Source organism: Pararhodobacter sp. CCB-MM2, assembly GCF_001691415.1.
Classification (GTDB): domain Bacteria; phylum Pseudomonadota; class Alphaproteobacteria; order Rhodobacterales; family Rhodobacteraceae; genus Pararhodobacter.
The window spans coordinates 216,074-237,721 of record NZ_LRRR01000001.1 but is presented as its reverse complement, the minus strand read 5'-3'; the positions used below and the strand labels follow the sequence as shown (position 1 = coordinate 237,721).

Sequence of the window (21,648 nt, the reverse complement as noted above, 5' to 3'; positions counted from 1 at the left end):
CGCAGTCTTCTGCGCACAGGGGTCGCAGATGGCCTGCCCTCACGCAAGGGGAAGCCGCATCACGAGGGGTCAGCGCACCAGACGCGGCACATCCGTCGGGCAGATCACCTCGATCAGCTCAAGATCCGCGCGGGCCAGCTCCAGCCCGATCAACCCTTCGAGGATCTCGTTGGTCAGGCTCCCTTCGCCCGGCACGCCATTGGCGATGTTGACGGACGAGGCGATCAGCGTCGTCGCGGTGCTGGTCAGCAGGCTGGCCAAGGCATTCAGCGCGCCTTGAGCACAGGTGAGGATGTTGGTGCAACTTTGCAGATCGGCCGCGTCTTCCAGCGCGTCCGCGGTGCTGTCCAGCATGCCGGTGACCGTGTCGCGCAGAAGTGCCACTGCTGCCTCCTCCGCTGCGGGACCGGTCGGGCCGATGGTCACCACCGGGGCCTCGTCGTAATCCTGCCGGGTGAAGGCGACCCGCCGCGTCTCGCGCAGGCTGGCCGTGTCGACCTGCATCCCCAGCGCCGAGGAGGCCAGCGGCAGGCCATAGGCCTGTGTCATCAGCTCCACGTCGATCAGGCTGGCATCGACGGGATCGAACACCGCGATCTCGTCGCTTGGATTGGGCGCGCAGGCATTGCCCTGATCACTGAGCGTGACCGAGGCATTCGCCAGCTGCACGTTGAGCCGCAGCTTGAACAGCCCGAGGATGTTGATCTCGTTGAACTCGACCCGGATCTGCGAGGTTTGCGCCCGTGCATCCGGCGAGCCGGGGATCACGTTCAACACCATGCGCCGGGGCTCGCCCACGCGGATGCTGGCCCCCAGATCGGCAATCGGGCCGAGGTCCAGTTCGGTGTCGAGGCTGATCACGTTCATCGCCAGCAGCTCGGCCACGACGAGCACCAGATCGGCCTGCTGGATCCGGAAGGCATGCACCGGCGTGTCGGCGGTCAAGCGGCGCAGATCGTCCGACAGGATGAGCGCATCACCCAGGCGGACCGTGCCGGCGCCGGGGGCGACGGGAAGGCCTGTGACCTCGGTCAGGATGTCAGAGACCGGCAGATAGGCGTCGAGGACATCGCCATAGGTCGCCTCCTCGCCCGACGGCGTCAGCACCGCAGCGTTGAGCGAGAATTCCCCCAGCGTCTCGAACAGGTCGACCTGTGTATCGATGCCGCGCCCGCTGCACAGCACATCGACCTCGGCTCCGATCAGCGGCCGCAACAGGCCGTTGAGCACGGCCAGTTCTGCCAGACAATTCGACAGCGAGAAGCTGACACGCGGCGGCTCGACGGCCGCAACCGCTTCGCGGCGGACCACGAGACCCTCTTCCGGCAGGAACATGTCCAGAAGGAACAGTCGGACCGGGGCCGTGACGGCGACCGAGACCGCCGTCGCGCCTGCGGTGATGGTCTGGTCTGCGGCCGGAACGAAGTTGCCCAAGGCGGCGGAGGAGCCGAACACGATATCGCCATCGGGCAGCGCGAAGGTCTCTACCGCTCCATTCGCCGCCACAGTGGCCCGGGCGGCGCTGCGAGAGGCCTCGGCGCTGGACAGATGGCGAGCGGCGGAAATGGCGGCGAGGTCGGCCTGTGCCTGAACATAGCGCCGTTCGGCATTGATGTTCATGACGTCAATGGCCATGCCGCCCGCCAACAGAAGCGCGGGGAGCAAAATGATGAACAGGACGGCTACAGCGCCTTTTTCGGAGCGCTCAAAATTAACCAAGCTTCGCGGCAATGGCCGGAGCGTCAGCCCTGCCCTGAGTGACAAAGCTACCATTGCACAAAGGAACTTCGTTGGAAGGAGTCGATGCGCAGGCCAATAACAGAGCCCAAGATCGCGCCCAAGGTTCCGCGGGTATCGTAATTAACCGCGACCTGCAGCAAATGACTATCCGGGTCGATCCCGCAGGTCACCGAGGCAACACGTTCAGGGTCCAGAAGCGGGAGATTGCTGGCCAGAGGCTCGACCATGCGGGCTTCGATCTGGGTGCACCAATCGTCCTCATCGGCCACGGGAAGGGCGGATCGGGCGAGTTCATGCGCCAACTGCTGCACATCACTGGCCAGCGCGAGGTAAAGGCTGGCCGAGGCGATGATCCCCAGAAGCCCGATCATGAAGGGAAGCAGGACGACGAATTCGACCGTCGACGCCCCATCCTCATCCCGAACCAGTCTGTCAGCAACGTGCCGCATCATGTCACACCTATTCTGTACAAGAATAATCTATCCAGCTCAGGGTAAGCGTAAGATTAAGCGAGAATAAGGCCTCTAATTCAGTTGCTCCGGCAATTCATCACAGGGCCGGATCGATATTAACATTGATTGGTCTTCACACCTTGAGTTGCGCCAACAACAGGATTGCCAAAGGGCTATTTTCAAATCGCTTTTAGCGGAGCTCTCCCTAAAGGCGATCTGCGCGTTTACCAATCCCGGATGAGATGCAGAAACAGTCCTTGCACAAAGGCGCAAGAATCCCTCGGTCAATCGTGGTGAAATTGTGTCAGAGCCGGATGGCGCCCTGCGACTTTAGTCTTAGGCTTCCAACGGTTCTGCCAGCTGATCGAGAATCGCCTGCAACTGGGCTGGCGGCAGTTTGGCCGGATCGGCCTCGGCCAGCACCGCGATCCGCCGCGACAGGTCCGCGAGCATCGCCTCGGCCCCTTGATCCGCCGCCAAGCGCCACGCGGCACGGTGCGGATGGCCCGGCCAATCCGGCACCCGAGACGCCGCGCGATCCCCCAAGGTGATGACGATGTCCATGCGCGGTGCGGCCGCGCCCTGCCATTCGGAGAGCGACTTGGACCAAAGCGCCGAGATGTCGTGACGTTGTTCTTCCAGCACGGTCATCAGCGCGGGCGGCAGATCCGGCCGTTCCGAGGACAGGCCGGCCGAGAATACCTCGAACCGGTCACCGGCGGCACGACGCAGGAGGGCTTCGGCGACAAGGCTGGGGCCAGCATTGCCGTGACCCACGAACAGGAGGTTGTGCACCCGAGGGCCGGCCCCTGCCCCCTCAGGCCAGGCGCGTCCACCGCAGATCTGGCCGATCCACGCAGCACTGAGGCCACTCGCGCCAGCCGGCGACGCCGCATACAGCAACGAGGTGGCGCGACGTTCCTGGGTGATGAGGCCCGCGTCCATCAGCTGCGCCAGATAGCCCGACAGGGTCGAAGGCTTCAGCCCCAGCACCGCCCCGATCTCGCCGGCTGCGACCCGCCTTGGGTAATGCTGCATCAGCAGCCGCACCACGCCCAGACGCTGCGGATGCGCCAGCGCCGAAAAGGCGGTGACAAGGTCGAGATCGGCCGAGGCGGGATCATGTTCCATGATCTTCGAATTACGGCAGTGCAGCATTTCCGGCAAGCGCTGGAATTTCCAACGCTTGCAGGGGTTGCGCCTTTGCCACGCTGGGCACTTTGGCCGGTGTCAGCCGCGGATGGCTTCCAGCATGCGGTGCACGTTCTCGGGATCGGCATCGGGGGTGATGCCATGGCCGAGGTTGAAGATATGCGGGCCCTTCGAGAAGGCCTTCACGATGCGCTTGGTCTCGCTGACCAGCGCCTCGCCGCCTTCCACCATGTGGTGCGGCGCGAGGTTGCCCTGCACGCAGCCGTCCTTCTGTACATTCTCGGCCGCCCAATCGGCGCTGACCGAATTGTCGATCGCCACGCAATCTGCGCCGGTGGCCTTGGCGAAACCGATATAGCGGTCGCCGGCCTCACGCGGGAAGGCGATGATCGGCAGGTTCGGGTGGCGCGCCTTCAGCGCGGCGATGATGCGCTGCGCGGGCTTCAGGGCGAAATCGTCGAAATCCTGCCCTTTGAGGCTGCCGGCCCAGCTGTCGAACAGCTTCACCACCTCGGCCCCGGCCTCGACCTGCGCCGAGAGGTATTCGATCGTCGCAGCTTCCAGCGCAGAGATCAGCGCCGCGAAACCCGCGCGGTCACGGGTGATGAACTCATGCGCCGGGCCCTGATCTTTGGTGCCGCGACCGGCGACCATATAGGTCGCGACGGTCCAGGGCGCGCCGGCGAAGCCGATCAGCGTCGTCTCGGAGGGCAGCGCGCCCTTGAGGATCTTCAGCGTCTCGTAGATCGGCGAGAGGGTCTCGTGTACCTCGGCGGCTGGGCGCAGCGCGGCGACGCCCGCGGCATCGGTGACGGTCGACATGCGGGGGCCCTCGCCCTCGGCGAACCACAGCTTCGAGCCCATGGCCTGACCGATCAGCAGGATGTCGGCAAACAGGATTGCCGCGTCGAAACCATAGCGGCGGATCGGTTGCAGCGTGACCTCGGCGGCCAGCTCGGGGTTATAGCACAGCGAGAGGAAATCGCCCGCCTGCGCCCGCGTCGCGCGATATTCCGGCAGGTAGCGACCGGCCTGACGCATCATCCACACCGGCGGCACGGCCTGCGTCTCGCCGGCAAGGGCGCGCAGGATCGTCTTCTGGGGCCGGTTCGGGGTCTGGGCGGCTTCGGTCACGGCGTTTCCTCCTGTTCGACGGGGCGTCGATGCTGTCTGGGGGGCGGGTTGTCAAGAAGTGGCGCTGTCGCAGGCCAGGTCGAGCCTCCGGCCCGTCCAAGCTTCACATCGCGTTGACGGATGCGCGAGGACCCGCATATCCGCCCCGCGTCAAGTGGACGCGCCCGGCAGGCTCGGCTATATCCGGAGGAGACGCGTTCAAGAATGACCTGCCCGTGACCCCCACCCCGCCTGCCTGGCGCCTTTCCGTGGCGCCGATGCTCGACTGGACCGATTCCAACTGCCGGCAGTTCCACCGGCGGCTCAGTCAGCATGCCCTGCTCTATACGGAGATGGTGACCTCGGCCGCGCTGGTGCGCGGGGGCGCGACGCATCTTCTGCGCTTCGAACCCGACGAACACCCGGTGGCCCTGCAGCTTGGCGGTTCGGACCCGACCGAGCTGGCGCAAGCCACGCGGATGGGCGCGGATGTGGGCTATGACGAGATCAACCTGAACGTCGGCTGCCCCTCGGACCGGGTGCAATCGGGCTGCTTCGGGGCCGTGCTGATGAAGACGCCGGAACTGGTCGGCGAGTGCTTGGCGGCGATGAAGGCGGCTTCGGATGTCGAGGTCACGGTGAAATGCCGGATCGGAGTCGATGATCAGCATCCTGAGGAGGCACTGCCGGCGCTGTTGGACGCGGCCCGCGCGGCCGGCATCCGCCGGGTGACGGTGCATGCCCGCAAGGCGTGGCTGCAAGGCCTGTCGCCCAAGGAAAACCGCGAGATCCCGCCTTTGGACTACGACCTCGTGGCGCGCATGATCGCCGCCTACCCCGAGCTGTCGATCAGCGTGAACGGCGGCATCGCCACGCTCGACGAGGCCGAGGCGCTGCTGGCGCGCGGCTTTGACGGGGTGATGATCGGGCGCGCGGCCTATCACACGCCGCTGGACGTGCTGGGCGCCGCAGATCGCCGGATCTTCGGCACCGACCGGCCCGATGCCGATCCCTTCGAGATCGCCGAAGACCTGACCGCCATCGTCGAGGCGCATCTGGCGCGCGGCGGGCGGCTCATTGGCGTCACGCGCCACTTCCTCGGGCTGTTCGCGGGCATGACCGGCGCGCGCTTCTGGCGCCGGGCCCTGTCCGAGATGCCCAACGGAACCGCAGACGATTACCGGGCGTTGGTCGCCGGTCTCATGGAAAGGCGGGCGGCATGAAGGCTCCGTTCCTTGCACTCTCGGTGTCGCTGATGGCCTTGGCGGGCTGTGTCTCGACCACCGAAGTGGCGCGGCTCGATGCGTCCATCGGGGCGACGGCGCCGGTCACGGCGTACCAACCCGGCACGCCGCACCCGCTGCCGGCCAGCCGCTCGAACACGGAAATGGTCAACGATTTCCTTGAGCTGGGCTTCATGATGGAGAGCGGTCGTGCCATCGACGCCTTCTCGCGCTTTCAGGGCCCGGTGAAGATCGTCACGCGTGGCCCGGTTCCCGCCAGCGCGATGCCGGATCTGGACCGGCTGATCAGCCGTCTGCGCGGCGAGGCCGGGATCGACGTCTCCCGCGTGCCCGAGGTCGCCGAGGGCGAAAATGTCATCGCCGTCGAGTTCCTGCCCCGTCGCCAGATGCAGGCCGTGGTCCCCGCCGCCGCCTGTTTCGTTGTGCCCAATGTCTCGACATGGCAGGAATTCGTCAGCAACCGCCGCAGCCCGGCCATCGACTGGACGCAGGTCGTCCAGCGCCGGCGGGCGGCCGTATTCATCCCCGATGACACCACCCCGCAAGAGATCCGCGATTGCCTGCACGAGGAGATCGGTCAGGCGCTGGGGCCCCTCAACGACCTGTTCCGCCTGTCGGATTCGATCTTCAACGACGACAATTTCCAGACCACGCTGACCGGCTTCGACATGCTGCTGCTGCGCGTCTGGTACGCGCCCGAGCTGAACCCCGGCATGAGCCGCGAGGAAGTTGCCGCGCGTCTGCCGACGCTGTTCAACCGCCTCAACCCCGGCGGTCGCGGTCGCGGCGGTGTTGTCGCCGGCCCCACCCCGCGCGCCTGGCAATTGGCGATCGAGCAAGCGCTGGGCTCGGACGGGGGCGTGAGCCAACGCCGTGAAGGCGCCGAGACCGCACTGGAGATGGCGCGGGCGCAGGGCTGGACCGATCAGCGGCTGGCGCTCAGCCTGATGCTGTCCGCGCGTCTCGCGCCTCGCGACCGTGGGGAAAGCGCGCTCGACCAGCTGCTGGCCGCGGCCGAGATCTATCGCCGCACGCCGGGCGGTGAGATCCACGCCGCGCATATCGACATGCATCTGGCCGTTCAGGCGCTGGCCACCGGGCAGACGCAATTCGCGCTGACGCTCACCGAACAGGCCCTGCCCTATGCCGAGCGGACCGAGAACGCGGCCTTTCAGGCCTCCCTCGGCTTCATTCGGGCCGAGGCCCTCGGCCAGCTGGGCAACGTCGCCGAAGCCGACCGGCTGAGGCTCGACAGCATGGCCGCGGCGCGCTATGGCTTCGGCTCCGAGGCAGCCGCCCAAGCGCGGCAAGAAGAAATCGCCCGCATCGCCGGTACCGCGCAACGCTTGGCCCGGCTCTGAGCGGGCCGCCCCATCGGGGCAGCACCGAGATTGAGGCGGGCATGGTCATTCTGGCGGGAATTTTTCTGGGCGCGCTGTGGGGCTATGTCTATGCCGCCCGGCGGAACGGCTCGGGCAAGGACAAGGCGCAATATGCCGCCGTCTGGGGCGTGATCGGCGCCATCCTCAGCGCCTTCCTTGCCGTGGGCATCGACAGGATGATGTGATGTTCCGACCCTTCCTCGAACAGCTGCGCCAACATGCCGTCCCGGTCACGCTTCGGGAATACCTCGGGTTTCTCGAGGCGCTGAAGGCGGGGCTGGCGCAGTTCGACGCCGAAGGGTTCTACTATCTCGCCCGCACCACCATGGTGAAGGACGAGAAGCATATCGACCGTTTCGACCGGGCCTTTGCCGCGGCCTTCAAGGGCCTCGACGAGATCACACCGGAAGCGGTGATCCAGGCCGTCGACCTTCCGCCCGATTGGCTGGAGAAGCTGGCCGAAAAGCACCTGACCGAGGAAGAACGCGCCGAGATTGAGGCGTTGGGCGGTTTCGACAAGCTGATGGAGACCCTCAAGCAGCGACTTGAGGAACAAAAGGGCCGGCATCAGGGCGGCAACAAATGGGTGGGCACGGCCGGCACCTCGCCCTTCGGCGCCTATGGCTACAACCCGGAAGGCGTGCGCATCGGCCAGAAAGAAAGCCGCAATCAGCGCGCGGTGAAGGTCTGGGACAAGCGCGAGTTCCGCAATCTGGACGATCAGGTCGAGCTGGGCACACGCAACATCAAGGTCGCGCTGAAACGCCTGCGCAACTGGGCGCGCGACGGGGCCGAGCAGGAGCTGGACCTCGACGGCACCATCCGGGCGACGGCGGAACAGGGCTGGCTGGACGTGAAGACCCGGCCCGAGCGCCGCAACGCGGTGAAGGTGCTGCTGTTCTTCGACGTCGGCGGCTCGATGGATCCCTATGTGCAGGTGGTCGAAGAGCTGTTCTCGGCCGCACGCGCCGAGTTCAAGCACCTCGAGCATTTCTACTTCCACAACTGCCTTTACGAGTTCGTCTGGAAAGACAACCACCGGCGCTGGGACGCCCGCACGCCCACCTGGGAAGTGCTGCGAACCTATGGGTCGGATTACAAATGCATCTTCGTCGGCGACGCCAACATGTCGCCCTATGAGATCGCCCATGCCGGTGGCGCGAACGAGCATTGGAACGACGAAGCCGGCGCCACCTGGCTGGCCCGTGCGCGGGAGCAATGGCCGTCCAACCTGTGGATCAACCCGACGCCGGAACGCTACTGGACGCATTCCCACTCGATCCGCATGATCCATGAGATCTTCGAGACGCGGATGGTCACCATGTCCCTCGAAGGGCTGACCAAGGGCATGAAGATGCTCGGCTGACCGGCCGTCGCAGCAGCCCCGATGGTGCCTGTCTGGGGGGCGCGCCGCTGCTTTCCCATGCAAGCGCCCCGCCACGCTGCCCCTGCATTGCTGCCTTGCAGCGTCAAGGCGGTTTTGCAGTTGCACTATCATCTGGAACGGTTCTAGACCGTGCCCAAGGACGCGACTCGCGCAGGACGGCCTCCCCCCTCCTGCCGGCACGGTCGGGTCCGAGACAGTTTCAAGGAAGACCACCATGAAAACCGGTTACAAGCTCCCCGACGTGACCTTCCACACCCGCGTGCGTGACGACAGCATCGAAGGTCCGAACCCGTTCCGCTGGGAAGACAAGACCACCGCCGACTATTTCGCCGGCAAGCGCGTCGTCCTGTTCTCGCTGCCGGGCGCCTTCACGCCGACCTGCTCGACCTACCAGCTGCCGGGCTTCGAGAACGGCTTCGCCGACTTCCAGGCGCAGGGCGTGGACGAGATCTACTGCATGTCGGTCAACGACAGCTTCGTCATGAACCAGTGGGCCAAGGCTCAGGGCCTGACCAACGTCAAGGTCATCCCGGACGGCTCGGGCGAGTTCACCCGCCGCATGGGCATGCTGGTGCGCAAGGACAACCTGGGCTTCGGCCTGCGCTCGTGGCGCTATGCCGCGATCGTCAATGACGGCGTGATCGAAGCCTGGTTCGAAGAGCCGGGCCTGTGCGACAACCACGGCGAAGACCCCTATGGCATCTCGTCGCCCGAGACCGTGCTGAACTGGTTGGTCGACGCGAACGCCGCCACCGCCGCCTGATCGGCCTGACGGTTCCGAACTTGAGGCCGGCTCCCGCGGGGGGCCGGCCTTTTTCCTGCGCCATGCAATCGCTGCATGACGGCCTCCCGCCCCCGGTTTCCTTGCCTTTCCAGCCTCATGCGCTTAAGAATTAGGCCAGCCGGCGGCCCAATGGCCTGCTGCCATGGGAGGACCCGATGCGCGATCTCAAACTGCCTGACCAGCGCCATCCGGAGAAGGCGCACCGCGCCGACAACGCGCAGCCGAAAAAGCCGTCCTGGATCCGGGTGAAGGCGCCCGGCGGCGCGGGCTATAACGAGACCCGCAAGATCATCCGTGAGAACCGCCTCTCCACGGTCTGCGAAGAAGCCGGCTGCCCGAACGTCGGCGAATGCTGGAGCCAGGGTCACGCCACCATGATGATCATGGGCGAGATTTGCACCCGCGGCTGTACCTTCTGCAACGTCGCCACCGGCAAGCCCGACGCGCTTGATGCGTTTGAGCCCGGCCGCGTCGCCCATGCCGTCGCCACGCTGGGCCTGAACCACGTCGTCATCACCTCGGTCGACCGCGACGATGTCGAGGATGGCGGGGCCGAACATTTCGCCCAGACGATCCGCGCCATCCGCCACCGCGCGCCCGACACCACGATCGAGATCCTGACGCCGGACTTCCTGCGGTGCGCTCCCTCGGCGCTGGAGACGGTGGTCGAGGCGCGTCCCGATGTGTTCAACCACAACCTTGAGACCGTGCCGGGCCTCTACCCCTCGGTCCGTCCGGGCGCGCGCTACTTCCACTCGCTGCGTCTGTTGCAGCGCGTGAAAGAGCTCGATCCGTCGATCTTCACCAAATCCGGGATCATGGTAGGTCTCGGCGAGGATCGTCAGGGCGTGCTGCAGGTAATGGATGACATGCGCTCGGCCGATATCGATTTCCTGACCATCGGCCAGTATCTGCAGCCGACGCCGAAGCACCACGCCGTGGAGCGTTTCGTCACGCCCGAGGAATTCGCCAGCTACGAGAAGGCGGCCTTCGGCAAGGGCTTCCTGATGGTCTCGGCCACCCCGCTGACGCGCTCGTCCTATCACGCCGGCGACGACTTCGCCCGCCTGCGGGACGCCCGCCAGCGCAAGCTCGGCATCGCCTGATCCGGCCAAATCAGCGCATCGCACCAGCGGCGTCGGACAGATCGTCCGGCGCCGTTCACCTTTTGGCATCCGAGTTACACAGGGACGCTCCTTGGCGCAGAAGCCGCTCGCTCCAAGCACGCAGCACACCGGAGCAGCCCGCGGCCAGACTGGCGCGCAAGCAAAAACCGCGGCACAGCGCGCACGGAAACGGGCGTCAAACATGCCAGACTGTACGGATACTGGGGAACCGGGGCACCGTCTGCGCGGTCGACTCGCTCCCTGAACTCTCGGCCCGGATCGGCAGATCCTCGGGCCATGGGGCGATCCCGGTCTGGGGTCTTGGACGGCAGATGACCTTATCTGCCCTCAAGCTTTCCGCCCTCAGGGGCGAAATGCGGTGGCGTCAGTAGATGTAGCGGATCTGGTCGCTCCAGTAACGTTCCATCCGGCGCAGGGCGACGTTGATGCCTTCCAACTCGTCGGGGGTGATGATCGACTTGCCGACCATGCCATCCGCATGACGCTGGAACAGCTCGGCGACGACCTCACGCACTTCCTGACCGCGCGGCGTCAGCTTCACGCGCACCGAACGGCGATCGATCTCGCAGCGGGCGTGGTGCATGTAGCCGTTCTCAACGAGCTTCTTTAGGTTATAGGACACGTTCGAGCCCTGATAATACCCGCGCGACTTCAGTTCGCCCGCGGTCACCTCATTATCGGCGACGTTGAACAGCAACAGGGCCTGAACGGCGTTGATGTCGAGGATCGACAGGCGTTCGAACTCATCCTTGATGACGTCGAGCAGCAGGCGATGCAGCCGTTCCACCAGCGACAGAGAATCGAGGTAGCGCGGCAGCAGATCGGCATTGCCCTCAGCGCCGTCGGCCCCTTCGGACCGCTTGACTTGGCTATGAAAACTCATTCCGGACTCCAACCTTTTGTGGCCTGAGCCAGACAATGTGCCACAAATTGCAAATACCGGGTTAAGCCCACGGTTTTTTGTACCACGCTCGGCGCAATCGGAACGAAACAGCAATTGACCGGCTGTGGGGACCGTGGTTCTCTGCCGGCGTTTTCAACACGAGGTTTAGTATGTCCACCCTGACCAAGACTGTTTTCGCTGGCATTTTCGCTCTCGCGCTGCCCGCCACCGCCTCGGCGATGTGCCCCAGCTACGAGACCAGCGGCTACGGCCTGAGCTACGACGCCGAATCGGCCTATGCCCCGCAAAGCACCCAAGTCATCGCCGGCGGCGACATCGATCTGGGCGAATGCGCCGAACTGCCGGGCTATGGCTATGTCGTGGAATCGCCCGACTTCACCATGCAGTATGACGCGCTCGGCATGGGCCGCGCGCTGGAGCTGCGCGCGAACGCCTCGTGCGATGCCGTCCTCCTGATCAACACCGCCGAGGGCGAGTGGCTGTTCAACGACGACACCAACGAGCTGAACCCGGCCGTTCGCATCGAGAACGCGCCCTCGGGCCAGTACGACATCTGGGTCGGCACGCTGGGCGCCGAGAACTGCGACGCCGTCTTCGAAGTCGAGACCTTCTGATCGCGGCAGGGTCGCCCGCTCAGGGTGACCCGACCCGCCAATGAACGGCGCGGCCCACCGCGCCGTTTTCTTTTGAACCCTCCACCGGGCCCAGCCGACACATCCCTCGGAAGAGCCGGAATTGTTGCAGGAATTTCACCAAGTGATGAGAGGTCCGAGAGCCTCAAGACCCTTGACTGACTTCTGCTAAGCCTCCACGCTTCGCCCGCATCGCACTTATTTCAGGAGCAAACCATGTCGCTTTACCAAAATTTCAAGCAGGGCTTTCTGATCGCCGCCGCTGGCGCGGCCTTCTCGACCGCCATGGCCGGTGCTGCCGCTGCGCAGCAATGCCCGGACTGGCAGCTGGGCGGCATCCCGATCACCACCGACGCCGAGACCGCCTGGGTCCCGCAGCAATACCCGCTGTTCGCGGGCGGTGGCCTCGACCTGAACGCCTGTGGCACGGTGCAGGGCGTGGGCCGTGTGACCCCGGCGCCGAACTTCACCATCCAGTACGACGCGATGACCTTCGGCCGCGATCTGGAATTCCGCGTCGAGACCGAGTGCGACACCACGCTTCTGATCAACGACTCGACCGGCCAGTGGCATTTCAACGACGACGCCAACGGCACCCTGCAGCCGGCGATGCGCCTGCCTGCCGCGGCCTCGGGCCAGTATGACGTCTGGGTCGGCACCTTCGGCTCGCAAAGCTGCCAGGCGACTCTGGTCGTGGAATCCTTCCCGCCTGCCGGCGGTTCGACCGGTGGCGGCACCCCTGCAGCGCCCACCTGCCCCGAATGGTCGCTGGGCGGCGCGGAAGTGCGTCTGAACGGCGGCGGCACCGAGACCCGTCAGGTCGTGGCCGGCGGTTCGGTCAACCTGTTCGACGACCAGTGCGGCATGCAGGCCCATGGCTATGTCGCTCAGGCCCCCGACTTCTCGCTGTACTATGATCCGGCCGGCTCGACCGCGCCGCTGAACATCTCTGTTCAGGGCCAGTGCGACACCCTGCTGCTGGTCAATGACCCGACCACCGCGTGGTTGTTCAACGACGACGCCACCGACCTGCAGCCGGCGCTGGAAATCGCCGACGCCCAAGCCGGTCGCTATGACATCTGGGTCGGTACCTTCGGCGCCAACACCTGCCAGTCGTCGATCACCATCTCGGCCGCTCCGCAGGCTCCGGCTGCGCCCAGCAACGGCAAGTAAGATCGACACCCTGAATTCGAAAGGCCGGGTCCATGACCCGGCCTTTTTGCGTGCGGCGCCTCAGGTTGGCGTCAGCTATCGAGGCGCGTTTCCGCATGCGCGGCGATATCCGCTAGCAAGCCGGCATAGGCCGACGGCCCCACCGGCTGGGCCGAGCCCTTGCCGGGCCCGGTGCCGATCCGCGCCGTGACCCATTGGTACAGGTCGTGGTCGTTCTCACCCAGAAGCGCCTCATAGAGATCCAGCGCCTTGGCATCGAGGCCGGCCACCTTCTCATCCGCCCAGGGCCCGAGGATCAGGTCCATTTCCTTGATCCCCCGGCGCCAGGACCGCATTTTCAGCCGCTTCAGGCGGTTCTCGTCACTCAACGGCGTCGCTCCCGGCGGTTTCGCTGGCCATATGGGCCTTCAGCGTCTTCTCGAGCCGGCCCAGACGCTCGCCCATGCCCAGCAATTCGCCGCGCAGGCTGCGGATCTCGGACAGGGCCGATTTCAGCGCCGGGTTCGGCTGCGCTTCCGCCGCGGCGGGCGGGGTGACATCGTCGCCCTCGCCCGTCAGCAGCCAGCGCAGCGAGACGCCCAGCAGCGCCGCCAACATCTGCAGACGGTTCGCCCGCGGCTCGGACACGTCGTTTTCCCAGTCGCGCAGGGTCTTGGCGCGGACGCCCAGACGTTGCGCCAGCTGGCTTTGCGTCATGCCTGCCGCATCGCGCCCGGCGGCCAGCCGGTCACCCAGCGTTGCGTGGTCGTCGGTGTACCAGGTTTCGCTCATCATTCCTCCAAGTATGGACGTTCAGGGCCTGTGGTCGGAGACGCGGATCGCCTCACCTTTCGCCCTTGAACGAGACTTGCGCTGACCCTATGACATGGCTCCGGGAAAAACAAACCGGAGGCGACCCATGCCGTTCCTTTCCGACACTCTTGCGCGCGTCAAACCCTCGGCGACCATCGCCGTCACCAACATGGCGGCCGAGTTGAAGGCGGCCGGCAAGGACGTCATCGGCCTCGGCGCCGGCGAGCCCGATTTCGACACGCCGCAGAACATCAAGGACGCCGCCAAGGCAGCGATCGATGGCGGCAAGACCAAGTACACCGCGGTCGACGGCATTCCCGAGCTGAAGAAAGCCATCTGCGCCAAGTTCGAGCGTGAGAATGGCCTCTCCTACCAGCCGAACCAGGTCACGGTCGGCACCGGCGGCAAGCAGATCCTGTACAACGCGCTGATGGCGACGCTGAACCCGGGCGATGAGGTGATCATCCCCGCGCCCTACTGGGTCTCGTATCCGGACATGGTGCTTCTGGCCAACGGCACGCCCGTTCCGGTCGCCGCAGGCATTGAGTCGAACTTCAAGCTGACGCCCGAGGCGCTGGAAGCCGCGATCACGCCGAAGACCAAGTGGTTCATCTTCAACTCGCCGTCGAACCCGACCGGTGCGGGCTATACCCGCGACGAGCTGAAGGCGCTGACCGACGTGCTGATGCGCCATCCGCATGTCTGGATCATGTCGGACGACATGTACGAGCACCTCGTGTTCGACGATTTCGAATTCACCACGCCCGCGCAGATCGAGCCCGGCCTCTATGACCGCACGCTGACCTGTAACGGCGTGTCGAAGGCCTATGCGATGACCGGCTGGCGCATCGGCTATGCGGCGGGCCCGGTGGCGCTGATCAAGGCGATGGCGACGATCCAGTCGCAATCTACTTCGAACCCCTCGTCGATCTCGCAATATGCCGCGCTCGAAGCGCTGAACGGTCCGCAGGACTTCCTCGGCCCCTTCCGCGAGGCCTTCCAGCGCCGCCGCAACCTCGTGGTCGAGATGCTGAACGCCGCCCCCGGCATCACCTGCCCGAAACCGGAAGGCGCCTTCTACGTCTACCCGGACATCTCGGGCTGCATCGGCAAGACCTCGGCCGCCGGCACGCTGATCGAGAATGACGAAATCTTCGCCAAGGCGCTCCTGCAGGAAACCGGCGTCGCCGTCGTCTTCGGCGCGGCCTTCGGCCTCAGCCCGAACTTCCGCGTCAGCTACGCCACCTCGGACGCCGCGCTGACCGAAGCCTGCACGCGTATCCAGACCTTCTGCCAAGGCCTGAAGTAACGCCGCCTTCGGCATGACAGACAAATGGGCGGGATCCAGGCGATCCCGCCCTTTTTTCATCTTCGTTCCGAAAATATCCTCGGGGGTGAATTTGGCGAAGCCAAAGAGGGGGCAGACAGCCCCCTTCCTGTTTCGCGCCGAGCGCAGCGAGGCGCCCGGTCGCCCGAGGCCTGCTGGCCGCAGGCCTGCCGGACGAGGGCGAAACCCCTCATCTACTGCGCCAAGGCCGAGGCCAGATGATCCCAGACCAGACGGATCCGCGGGCTCTGGTGCAGCTCGCGGTGGGTCACCAACCAAAGCTCCACCGGGACGGTCGGGAAGTCGGGTACGATCCGCTCCACGCCGGGGGTCTGCCGCGCCACCAGATCAATCATCAACCCGATGCCCAACCCGCGCCGCACCAATTCCCAGCCCGCCACCGTGTTCTCGGAATGGAAGCGGATATCCTCCACCCGCACCGGAAGCCCCCGCGCCGAGAGCATCGCCTGCATCCGCTCCGGCGCTGCGAAGCCGACGAACGGCAGCCCCGCCAAGTCATCGACCGTCTCGGGCCGCCCGTAGCGCCGCAGGAACGAGGGCGCGGCATACAGGCAGGCCTGCCCCGTCCCCACACGCTTGCCGATCAACTCGGGCTCGGTCGGGCGCAGATGGCGGATGGCGATATCCGCCTCGCGTCGCATCAGATCCGACAGCTGGTTGGTCACAACGATCCCCAGCTCGATCTCCGGCGCCCTCTCCGCCAGCTCCGCTATGATCCCCGGCAAGACATAGGCCGCCACGCTGTCCGAGGACGAGATCACCACCGTGCCGCCGATCCCGGCGACCTGCCCGGCGGCGACCAAGGCCAGCTGCTGCGCGCTCTCGCCCATGGCCCGCAGCGGCTCGATCAAGGCCCGCCCTGCCGGTGTCAGCACCAGATCGCGGCCGGAGCGTTCGAACAACACCACGCCAAGGCTCTCTTCCAGCGCCGCGATCTGCCGTCCCACCGTCGGCTGCGCCACGCCAAGCGCGCGCGCGGCAGCGGACAGAGTCCCCGTCTCGACCGTGGCCAGCAAGGCCCGGACCTGATTCCAGTCAAAGTGGAGCGCGTCCCAATTCATGCATCCATGCATATCACGGATGCCAATTCATGCAATTCCGCAGCATGGCCTCCTTGTCTATTGTCCGCCGCAACAAGGAGAGCCCAATATGACCGCCATGACCGACATCCCGCCGCAGCAGACCCCCCGAAAGACGACCGCCCCGCAAGGCGCCCTCTTCTGGAGCAAGATCGCCGACGGCTACGCGGCGAAACCGGTGGCCAACCAGCAGGCCTACGAGGCGACACTCGCCCGCACCCGCGAATACCTGTCCCCCACCGACCGCGTGTTGGAGATCGGCGCCGGCACTGCCTCGACCGCCCTGATCCTCGCGCCCGAGGTCGCCGCCTACACCGCCAGCGACTATGCCGAGGGCATGGTCGCCATCGGCCAGCGCAAGGCGCGCGCCGCCGCCCTTCCCAACCTGCGTGTCGTGCAGGGGCAGCTGGGTGATGCCGCGCTGGGTGACGGCCCGTTCGATGCGATCTTCGCCTTCAACCTGCTGCATCTGTGCGACGACCCGGCCGCAGAGATGGCCAAGGCCCACGATCGGCTGCCCGCGGGCGGTTACTTCATCTCCAAGACCCCCTGCCTGTCGGGCTGGATGCAGCTGATGCGCCCGGTCGTGGGCATGATGCGCCTGTTCGGAAAGGCCCCGAAGCTGCGGTTCTTTTCCAAGCGCCGCTACGAGACCCTGCTGCGCGACGCCGGGTTCGAGATCGTCGAGACCGGCCAATACCCGGCGAAATCGGTGGCCCATTTCGTCGTGGCCCGGAAACGCTGAGCTCCAGACACGGCCAAATCGCGGCCACGTCGCTGCCGCTGGACAAGCCTGGGGTCGCCCCCTAGCTTTCCGGCACAGGCAGCGACAATCAGCGAGGGTGGCATGCAGGACGAGGTGGTCCGCCGGGCCGAGGCCATGGCCGACGACGCCCAAGCCGCCGAGGCACTGGCGCAACAGCTCGGGGCCGGCCCCTTCGCTCTGGTCGTGGTCTTCGTCTCGCCGCAATGCCCCGATGTCGCGGGCTTGCTGGCGCAGCTAGGCACGGCACTGGCGCCCGCGCCGGTGATCGGCTGCACGACCGCGGGCGAGATCGGCGCTCAAGGCTATGCCGAGGGATTGGCAGTCGCCATGGCCCTGCCCGACCGGCTGTTCCATGCCGAGACGCTGCTAGTCGACGACCTCTCCGCCCTCGACGCTCAGGCGGTGACCGGCGATCTGATCCGCAACCGCGGCAACCTGTCGGCCGCACGCCCGGATTGGGAGCATGAATTCGCCTTCCTGCTGGTCGACGGCCTCTCGGGCAAGGAAGACGAACTCGCCGCCGCCCTCGCCCCCGGCCTCGGCCCCGTGCAGCTGTTCGGGGGGTCTGCTGCCGACGGCAACCGCTTCCTGCAGACTTTCGTCTTCCATCGGGGGCAGGTCCTGCGCAATGCCGCCGTGATCGCGCAGATCCGCACCCGCTGCCCGGTCCGCGTGTTCAAGTTCGACCATTTCCACCCCACGCAGACGCGAATGGTCGTCACCGGCGCCGATCCGACCCGGCGCATCGTCAATTCCATCAACGCCGAGCCCGCCGCGCAGGAATACGCACGCCTTCTGGGCAAGGACCCTGAGCAGCTGACCCCCTTCACCTTCGCCGCCCATCCCGTCGTGGTCCAGATCGGCGGGCGCCATCACGTCCGCTCCATCCGGCAGGTCGATGAGAACGGCGATCTGATCTTCTATTCCGCCATCGACGAGGGCCTCATCCTCACGCTGGCCGAGGCCGACAACATGACCCACCATCTGGAGCAATCGCTCGACGGTCTGGGCGTGACCGAGCCACCGCGCGCGATCCTCGCCTGCGATTGCATGCTGCGCCGGCTGGAGGCGCAGGAAAAGCAGCTCGGCGGCCGGATCTCCAGGCTGCTGCAGGCGCATAAGGTGACCGGCTTCTCCACCTATGGTGAGCAGCTGAACGCGATGCATGTGAACCAGACGCTGACCGGGGTGGCGATCTATGCTCCCGAAAGCCGCCCCGGAGGGCCACGGCATGGATGACCGCCCGCCCCTGACCGAGGGCACGGCGAATGCCCGCGCGCTGCTTGATCCCGCCGACAGCTCTGAGCGTCAGAACGCCAAGCTTCTGCGCATCGTCGAGGTGCTGATGCGCCGCGCCGAGCAAGGCACCGACCTGTCCGGCGCCGCCTATGCCCAGTTCGAGCGCGCGGCGATGCTGGAGGATCAGGTCCGCGCCCGCACGCGCGAGCTGGAAGCCGCGCTGGATCTGTTGAACGAGTCGAATGCCCGTCTGGCGCAGGCCAGCCGCCAGACCGAAGCCGCGCAGCGCAACCTCGCCGATGCCATCGAGACGGTGCAGGAGGGCTTCGGCCTGTTCGACGCCCATGACGTGCTGGTGATGTGTAACTCGCGCTTCAGCCTCGGGCTGGCCGATGTGCGCCCGGCCATGGTCCCCGGCCTGCGTTTCGCCGATTATGTGGAGCTGGTCAGCGCCTCGTCCGAGCTGTCCTTGCCGGATGGCCAGACGCCGCAGGATTGGGCGATCCAGCGCCTGCGCCGGCACCGCGACCGCTCCACCAACTTCACCGTCGCCCTCAGCCGTGACCGCTGGTTACAGGTGAGCGAGCATCGCACCGGCGACGGCGGCACCGTGGTCGTGCAGACCGATGTCACCGACATCATCCGGGCCGAGCGTGAGGCGAGCGGCCGCCTCTTGGACGATCAGGCAAGGCTGGTGCGGGCGACGCTGGACCATATCGACCAAGGGGTGTGCATCTTCGATGCCGAGGGACGCATGCTGGGCTGGAACGCCCGCGCGACGGAGCTTCTGTCCCTCAGCCGCGCCCGCTTCCGCACCGGGCTTGCCTTTGAGGACCTCGCCGACCGCCTGTCCGAACAGCTGCGTGCCGGTCCTTTCGACAGCGGCGATCTGCGGGACTGGGCGCGCCTGCCCGGCAACCGCCCGCCCCTCCGGTTCGAGATCACGCGCGGCGCCGAGCTGGTCCTCGACGCCTTCGCACAGGAAATGCCGGACAGGGGTTTCGTGATCTCCTTCTCGGATGTCAGCGCCGAGCGCCGCGCTATCGCCGGCCTCAGTCGCGCCAACGAGACGCTGGAAGCCCGGGTGACCGAGCGCACGCTGGAGCTGGGCGAGGCCTTGGCCCATGCCGAGCGCGCCAATGCCACCCGCTCGCGCTTCGTGGCCGCCGCCTCGCACGACCTGCTGCAACCGCTGTCTGCCGCCAAGCTGTTCCTCGCCTCGATGGAAGACGAGCCGCTGAACCCGCGCGCCCTTCAGGCCTTGGGCAAGACCCGTTCCGCCCTGCAATCGGTGGAAACGATCCTTGACGCTTTGCTCGATATCTCGCGGCTGGAAAGCGGGCGCCTGACCGTCCGCCCGCAGGCCGTGCCGCTAGGCCCCCTGCTGGCCCGTCTGGCCGAGGAATTCGCCCCCGTCGTCGCCGAGCGCGGCCTGCGCCTGCACATGCGTCCCAGCGCGGCCGTCGTCCATTCGGACCCGATCTGGCTACGGCGCATCTTGCAGAACCTGATCGGCAACGCCCTGCGCTACACCAGCGAGGGCGGCGTTCTGGTCGGCATCCGCCACGGCGCCAACGGCCTGCGCGCCGAGGTAATCGATACCGGCCCCGGCATTCCCGAGACGGAAAGCGAGGCGATCTTCCGCGAATTCCACCGCCTGAATGCCCGCGCCTCGGCCTCCGAGGGGATGGGCCTCGGCCTCGCCATCGTTGAACGCGCCTCGGCCCTCCTCGGCCATGCGGTGACGCTGGATTCCCGCCTCGGCAAAGGCTCGCGCTTCGTGCTGCATCTCGGCCCCCCGTCCCAAGCGCTGGCCTTGGCGCAACCTGCCACCGAGCCCGCTCCGCGCCCGGACCTGCCCCCCGACCTGATCGGCCTGCTGGTGGCCGAGGACGGCGACATGCGCCGCGCGCTGGCTCACCTTCTGGAAGGCTGGGGCGTCAGTGTCCTCGACGTCCCCGACGCGGCCGAGGCACTGGCTCTGATCGACGAGATCGGCCTCGCGCCGGATTTCGTGCTGATCGACGCCCGCGCCGGCACCGAGGACAGCGGCCTCGCCCTGATGCGCGACCTGCGCGCCCGTCACGGCGCCCTGCCTGCCCGCCTGCTGACCGCCACAAGGACCGAGGCCCTGCGGCTGCGTGCCCGCCGCGAAGGCGTGCCGCTGCTCTACAAGCCCGTCGACACCGTGCTGCTGCAGCGCTTCATCGCCGACACCGCCCGCGGCACGGGCTGACCCGCGGCCCGACCTGTCCATTGGTCGCATTGCCTGCGCTGCCGCTTGTATTCCGCGCCCGGCCCGACCAGCATGGCCAAAGGGTTGAGGGCCAATCGCCAGGGAGGAACCGGCATGAGCCAGACCGCAATCGCCAGCATCGATGCGTTCCAATCGATGCTGGGAGAGCAGGATTATGTCTGCGGCCGCGCCTTGGCGACGGTAGGCTTCCTGTCGCTAGAACTGGGCCGCCCGCTGTTTCTGGAAGGCGAGGCCGGCACCGGCAAGACCGAAATCGCCAAGGCCATCGCCGCGGGTCTGGGGCGTAAGCTGATCCGCCTGCAATGCTACGAAGGCCTCGACGCGGCCTCGGCGGTCTATGAGTGGAACTTCGCCGCGCAGATGGTGGCGATCCGCAGCGCCGAAGCCACCGGCACCGGCGCCGAGAGCCTGCGCGCCGATCTCTTCGGCCCCGATTACCTGATCGAACGCCCCCTCCTGCAAGCGATGCGCGAGCAACCCGGCGGCGCCCCGGTCCTGCTCATCGACGAGATCGACCGCACCGACGAGCCGTTCGAAGCCTTCCTGCTGGAGGCGCTCAGCGACTTTCAGGTGACGATCCCCGAACTCGGCACGATCAAGGCGCCTGAACCGCCCATCGTCATCCTCACCTCGAACCGCACGCGCGAGGTGCATGACGCGCTGAAGCGCCGCTGCCTCTACCATTGGGTCGATTACCCCGATTTCAAAAGCGAGACCGAGATCCTGCAGGCCCGCGTGCCCGAGGCTGCCGAGAGCCTCTCGCGCGAGATCGTGGCCTTCGTCCAGCGCCTGCGCACCGAGGATCTGTTCAAGAAACCGGGCGTCGCCGAGACCATCGACTGGGCCAAGTGCCTCCTCGCCCTCGACGTCATCTCCCTCTCGCCCGAGGTCATCGCCGACACCCTGGGCGCGATCCTGAAATACCAGGACGACATCGCCCGCCTGCAGGGCTCGGAAGCCAAGAAGATCCTCGACGAAGCGAAGAAAACCCTCGCCCCCGCCTGACCCCGTCTTTGTGCTCCAAATATCCCACGGGGGTCCGGGGGTGTGAAACCCCCGGCGCCCTCCACCCCACGG

Annotated in this window: 21 protein-coding genes; 13 read left to right on the top strand and 8 right to left on the bottom strand. The window is 66.4% G+C overall.

Features of this window, described 5'->3' with window-relative positions:
• Window positions 1–69 precede the first annotated feature (69 nt).
• The 4 genes from BCY78_RS01085 to hemE all read right to left on the bottom strand — a co-directional run bounded on the left by BCY78_RS01085 (window position 70) and on the right by hemE (window position 4,478).
• Window positions 70–1,773 carry a pilus assembly protein TadG-related protein gene (locus BCY78_RS01085; RefSeq protein ID WP_083194748.1) on the bottom strand — a complete coding sequence of 568 codons (1,704 nt, stop codon included), beginning with the start codon at window positions 1,771–1,773 and terminating at the stop codon, window positions 70–72.
• Window positions 1,767–2,189: a TadE/TadG family type IV pilus assembly protein gene (locus BCY78_RS01080; RefSeq protein ID WP_158515884.1), complete on the bottom strand. Its 423-nt coding sequence runs from the start codon at window positions 2,187–2,189 to the stop codon at window positions 1,767–1,769. Before BCY78_RS01080 ends, BCY78_RS01085 begins: the two co-directional genes overlap by 7 nt.
• 339 nt (window positions 2,190–2,528) lie before the next feature.
• Window positions 2,529–3,323, bottom strand: a complete 795-nt coding sequence (locus BCY78_RS01075) for a helix-turn-helix domain-containing protein (protein ID WP_068297620.1) — start codon at window positions 3,321–3,323, stop codon at window positions 2,529–2,531.
• Between the two features lie 99 nt (window positions 3,324–3,422).
• The gene (gene hemE, locus BCY78_RS01070; RefSeq protein WP_068296591.1) at window positions 3,423–4,478 is read right to left on the bottom strand and encodes a uroporphyrinogen decarboxylase; all 1,056 of its coding nucleotides are present in this window, start codon (window positions 4,476–4,478) and stop codon (window positions 3,423–3,425) included.
• Window positions 4,479–4,735: 257 nt separating this feature from the next.
• Here hemE and dusA point away from each other — a divergent pair, with 257 nt between their 5' ends.
• The 6 genes from dusA (at window position 4,736) to lipA (ending at window position 10,360) form a co-directional block, all read left to right on the top strand.
• Window positions 4,736–5,680, top strand: coding sequence for a tRNA dihydrouridine(20/20a) synthase DusA (dusA, locus tag BCY78_RS01065; RefSeq protein WP_233499334.1), 945 nt, complete (start codon window positions 4,736–4,738; stop codon window positions 5,678–5,680).
• Entirely contained in the window at window positions 5,677–7,062 is a 1,386-nt protein-coding gene (locus BCY78_RS01060; protein ID WP_068296589.1) for a DUF2927 domain-containing protein, read from the top strand. The genes dusA and BCY78_RS01060 overlap by 4 nt, the downstream gene beginning before the upstream one ends.
• A gap of 41 nt (window positions 7,063–7,103) precedes the next feature.
• Window positions 7,104–7,268, top strand: a complete 165-nt coding sequence (locus BCY78_RS25795) for a hypothetical protein (protein ID WP_199523087.1) — start codon at window positions 7,104–7,106, stop codon at window positions 7,266–7,268.
• Entirely contained in the window at window positions 7,268–8,449 is a 1,182-nt protein-coding gene (locus BCY78_RS01055; RefSeq protein WP_068296586.1) for a VWA domain-containing protein, read from the top strand. The genes BCY78_RS25795 and BCY78_RS01055 overlap by 1 nt, the downstream gene beginning before the upstream one ends.
• 235 nt (window positions 8,450–8,684) lie before the next feature.
• Window positions 8,685–9,233 (top strand): peroxiredoxin, encoded by a 549-nt coding sequence (locus tag BCY78_RS01050; RefSeq protein WP_068296582.1) that lies wholly within the window; start codon window positions 8,685–8,687, stop codon window positions 9,231–9,233.
• Between the two features lie 176 nt (window positions 9,234–9,409).
• Window positions 9,410–10,360 carry a lipoyl synthase gene (gene lipA / locus BCY78_RS01045; RefSeq protein WP_068296579.1) on the top strand — a complete coding sequence of 317 codons (951 nt, stop codon included), beginning with the start codon at window positions 9,410–9,412 and terminating at the stop codon, window positions 10,358–10,360.
• A gap of 385 nt (window positions 10,361–10,745) precedes the next feature.
• Here the strand turns inward: lipA and BCY78_RS01040 are convergent, their stop codons facing one another.
• Window positions 10,746–11,264, bottom strand: coding sequence for a MarR family winged helix-turn-helix transcriptional regulator (locus BCY78_RS01040; protein ID WP_083194745.1), 519 nt, complete (start codon window positions 11,262–11,264; stop codon window positions 10,746–10,748).
• A 170-nt stretch (window positions 11,265–11,434) separates the two neighbouring features.
• On the opposite strand from BCY78_RS01040, the gene BCY78_RS01035 reads away from it, so the two are divergent.
• The gene (locus BCY78_RS01035) at window positions 11,435–11,899 is read left to right on the top strand and encodes a hypothetical protein (RefSeq protein ID WP_068296576.1); all 465 of its coding nucleotides are present in this window, start codon (window positions 11,435–11,437) and stop codon (window positions 11,897–11,899) included.
• A gap of 234 nt (window positions 11,900–12,133) precedes the next feature.
• A complete protein-coding gene (locus BCY78_RS01030; RefSeq protein WP_068296574.1) occupies window positions 12,134–13,090 on the top strand; it encodes a hypothetical protein in 957 nt (318 codons plus the stop codon).
• A 71-nt stretch (window positions 13,091–13,161) separates the two neighbouring features.
• Here the strand turns inward: BCY78_RS01030 and BCY78_RS01025 are convergent, their stop codons facing one another.
• A complete protein-coding gene (locus tag BCY78_RS01025) occupies window positions 13,162–13,425 on the bottom strand; it encodes a succinate dehydrogenase assembly factor 2 (RefSeq protein ID WP_083194783.1) in 264 nt (87 codons plus the stop codon).
• A gap of 25 nt (window positions 13,426–13,450) precedes the next feature.
• Complete coding sequence (locus tag BCY78_RS01020; RefSeq protein ID WP_068296570.1) at window positions 13,451–13,861, bottom strand: helix-turn-helix transcriptional regulator; 411 nt, start codon at window positions 13,859–13,861, stop codon at window positions 13,451–13,453.
• A 127-nt stretch (window positions 13,862–13,988) separates the two neighbouring features.
• Here BCY78_RS01020 and BCY78_RS01015 point away from each other — a divergent pair, with 127 nt between their 5' ends.
• On the top strand, window positions 13,989–15,191 hold the full coding sequence (locus BCY78_RS01015) for a pyridoxal phosphate-dependent aminotransferase (protein ID WP_068296567.1): 1,203 nt from the start codon (window positions 13,989–13,991) through the stop codon (window positions 15,189–15,191).
• A gap of 212 nt (window positions 15,192–15,403) precedes the next feature.
• On the opposite strand, the gene BCY78_RS01010 is transcribed toward BCY78_RS01015, so the two are convergent.
• Window positions 15,404–16,291 carry a LysR family transcriptional regulator gene (locus tag BCY78_RS01010; RefSeq protein ID WP_068296560.1) on the bottom strand — a complete coding sequence of 296 codons (888 nt, stop codon included), beginning with the start codon at window positions 16,289–16,291 and terminating at the stop codon, window positions 15,404–15,406.
• Window positions 16,292–16,379: 88 nt separating this feature from the next.
• Between BCY78_RS01010 and BCY78_RS01005 the strand changes: the two genes are divergently transcribed.
• From BCY78_RS01005 to BCY78_RS00990, 4 genes are all read left to right on the top strand, one after another.
• Window positions 16,380–17,054, top strand: coding sequence for a bifunctional 2-polyprenyl-6-hydroxyphenol methylase/3-demethylubiquinol 3-O-methyltransferase UbiG (locus BCY78_RS01005; RefSeq protein WP_233499321.1), 675 nt, complete (start codon window positions 16,380–16,382; stop codon window positions 17,052–17,054).
• Between the two features lie 102 nt (window positions 17,055–17,156).
• Window positions 17,157–18,314 carry an FIST N-terminal domain-containing protein gene (locus BCY78_RS01000; protein ID WP_068296557.1) on the top strand — a complete coding sequence of 386 codons (1,158 nt, stop codon included), beginning with the start codon at window positions 17,157–17,159 and terminating at the stop codon, window positions 18,312–18,314.
• Window positions 18,307–20,550: a PAS-domain containing protein gene (locus tag BCY78_RS00995; RefSeq protein ID WP_068296554.1), complete on the top strand. Its 2,244-nt coding sequence runs from the start codon at window positions 18,307–18,309 to the stop codon at window positions 20,548–20,550. Before BCY78_RS01000 ends, BCY78_RS00995 begins: the two co-directional genes overlap by 8 nt.
• A gap of 114 nt (window positions 20,551–20,664) precedes the next feature.
• Entirely contained in the window at window positions 20,665–21,576 is a 912-nt protein-coding gene (locus tag BCY78_RS00990; protein WP_068296552.1) for a MoxR family ATPase, read from the top strand.
• Window positions 21,577–21,648 lie beyond the last annotated feature (72 nt).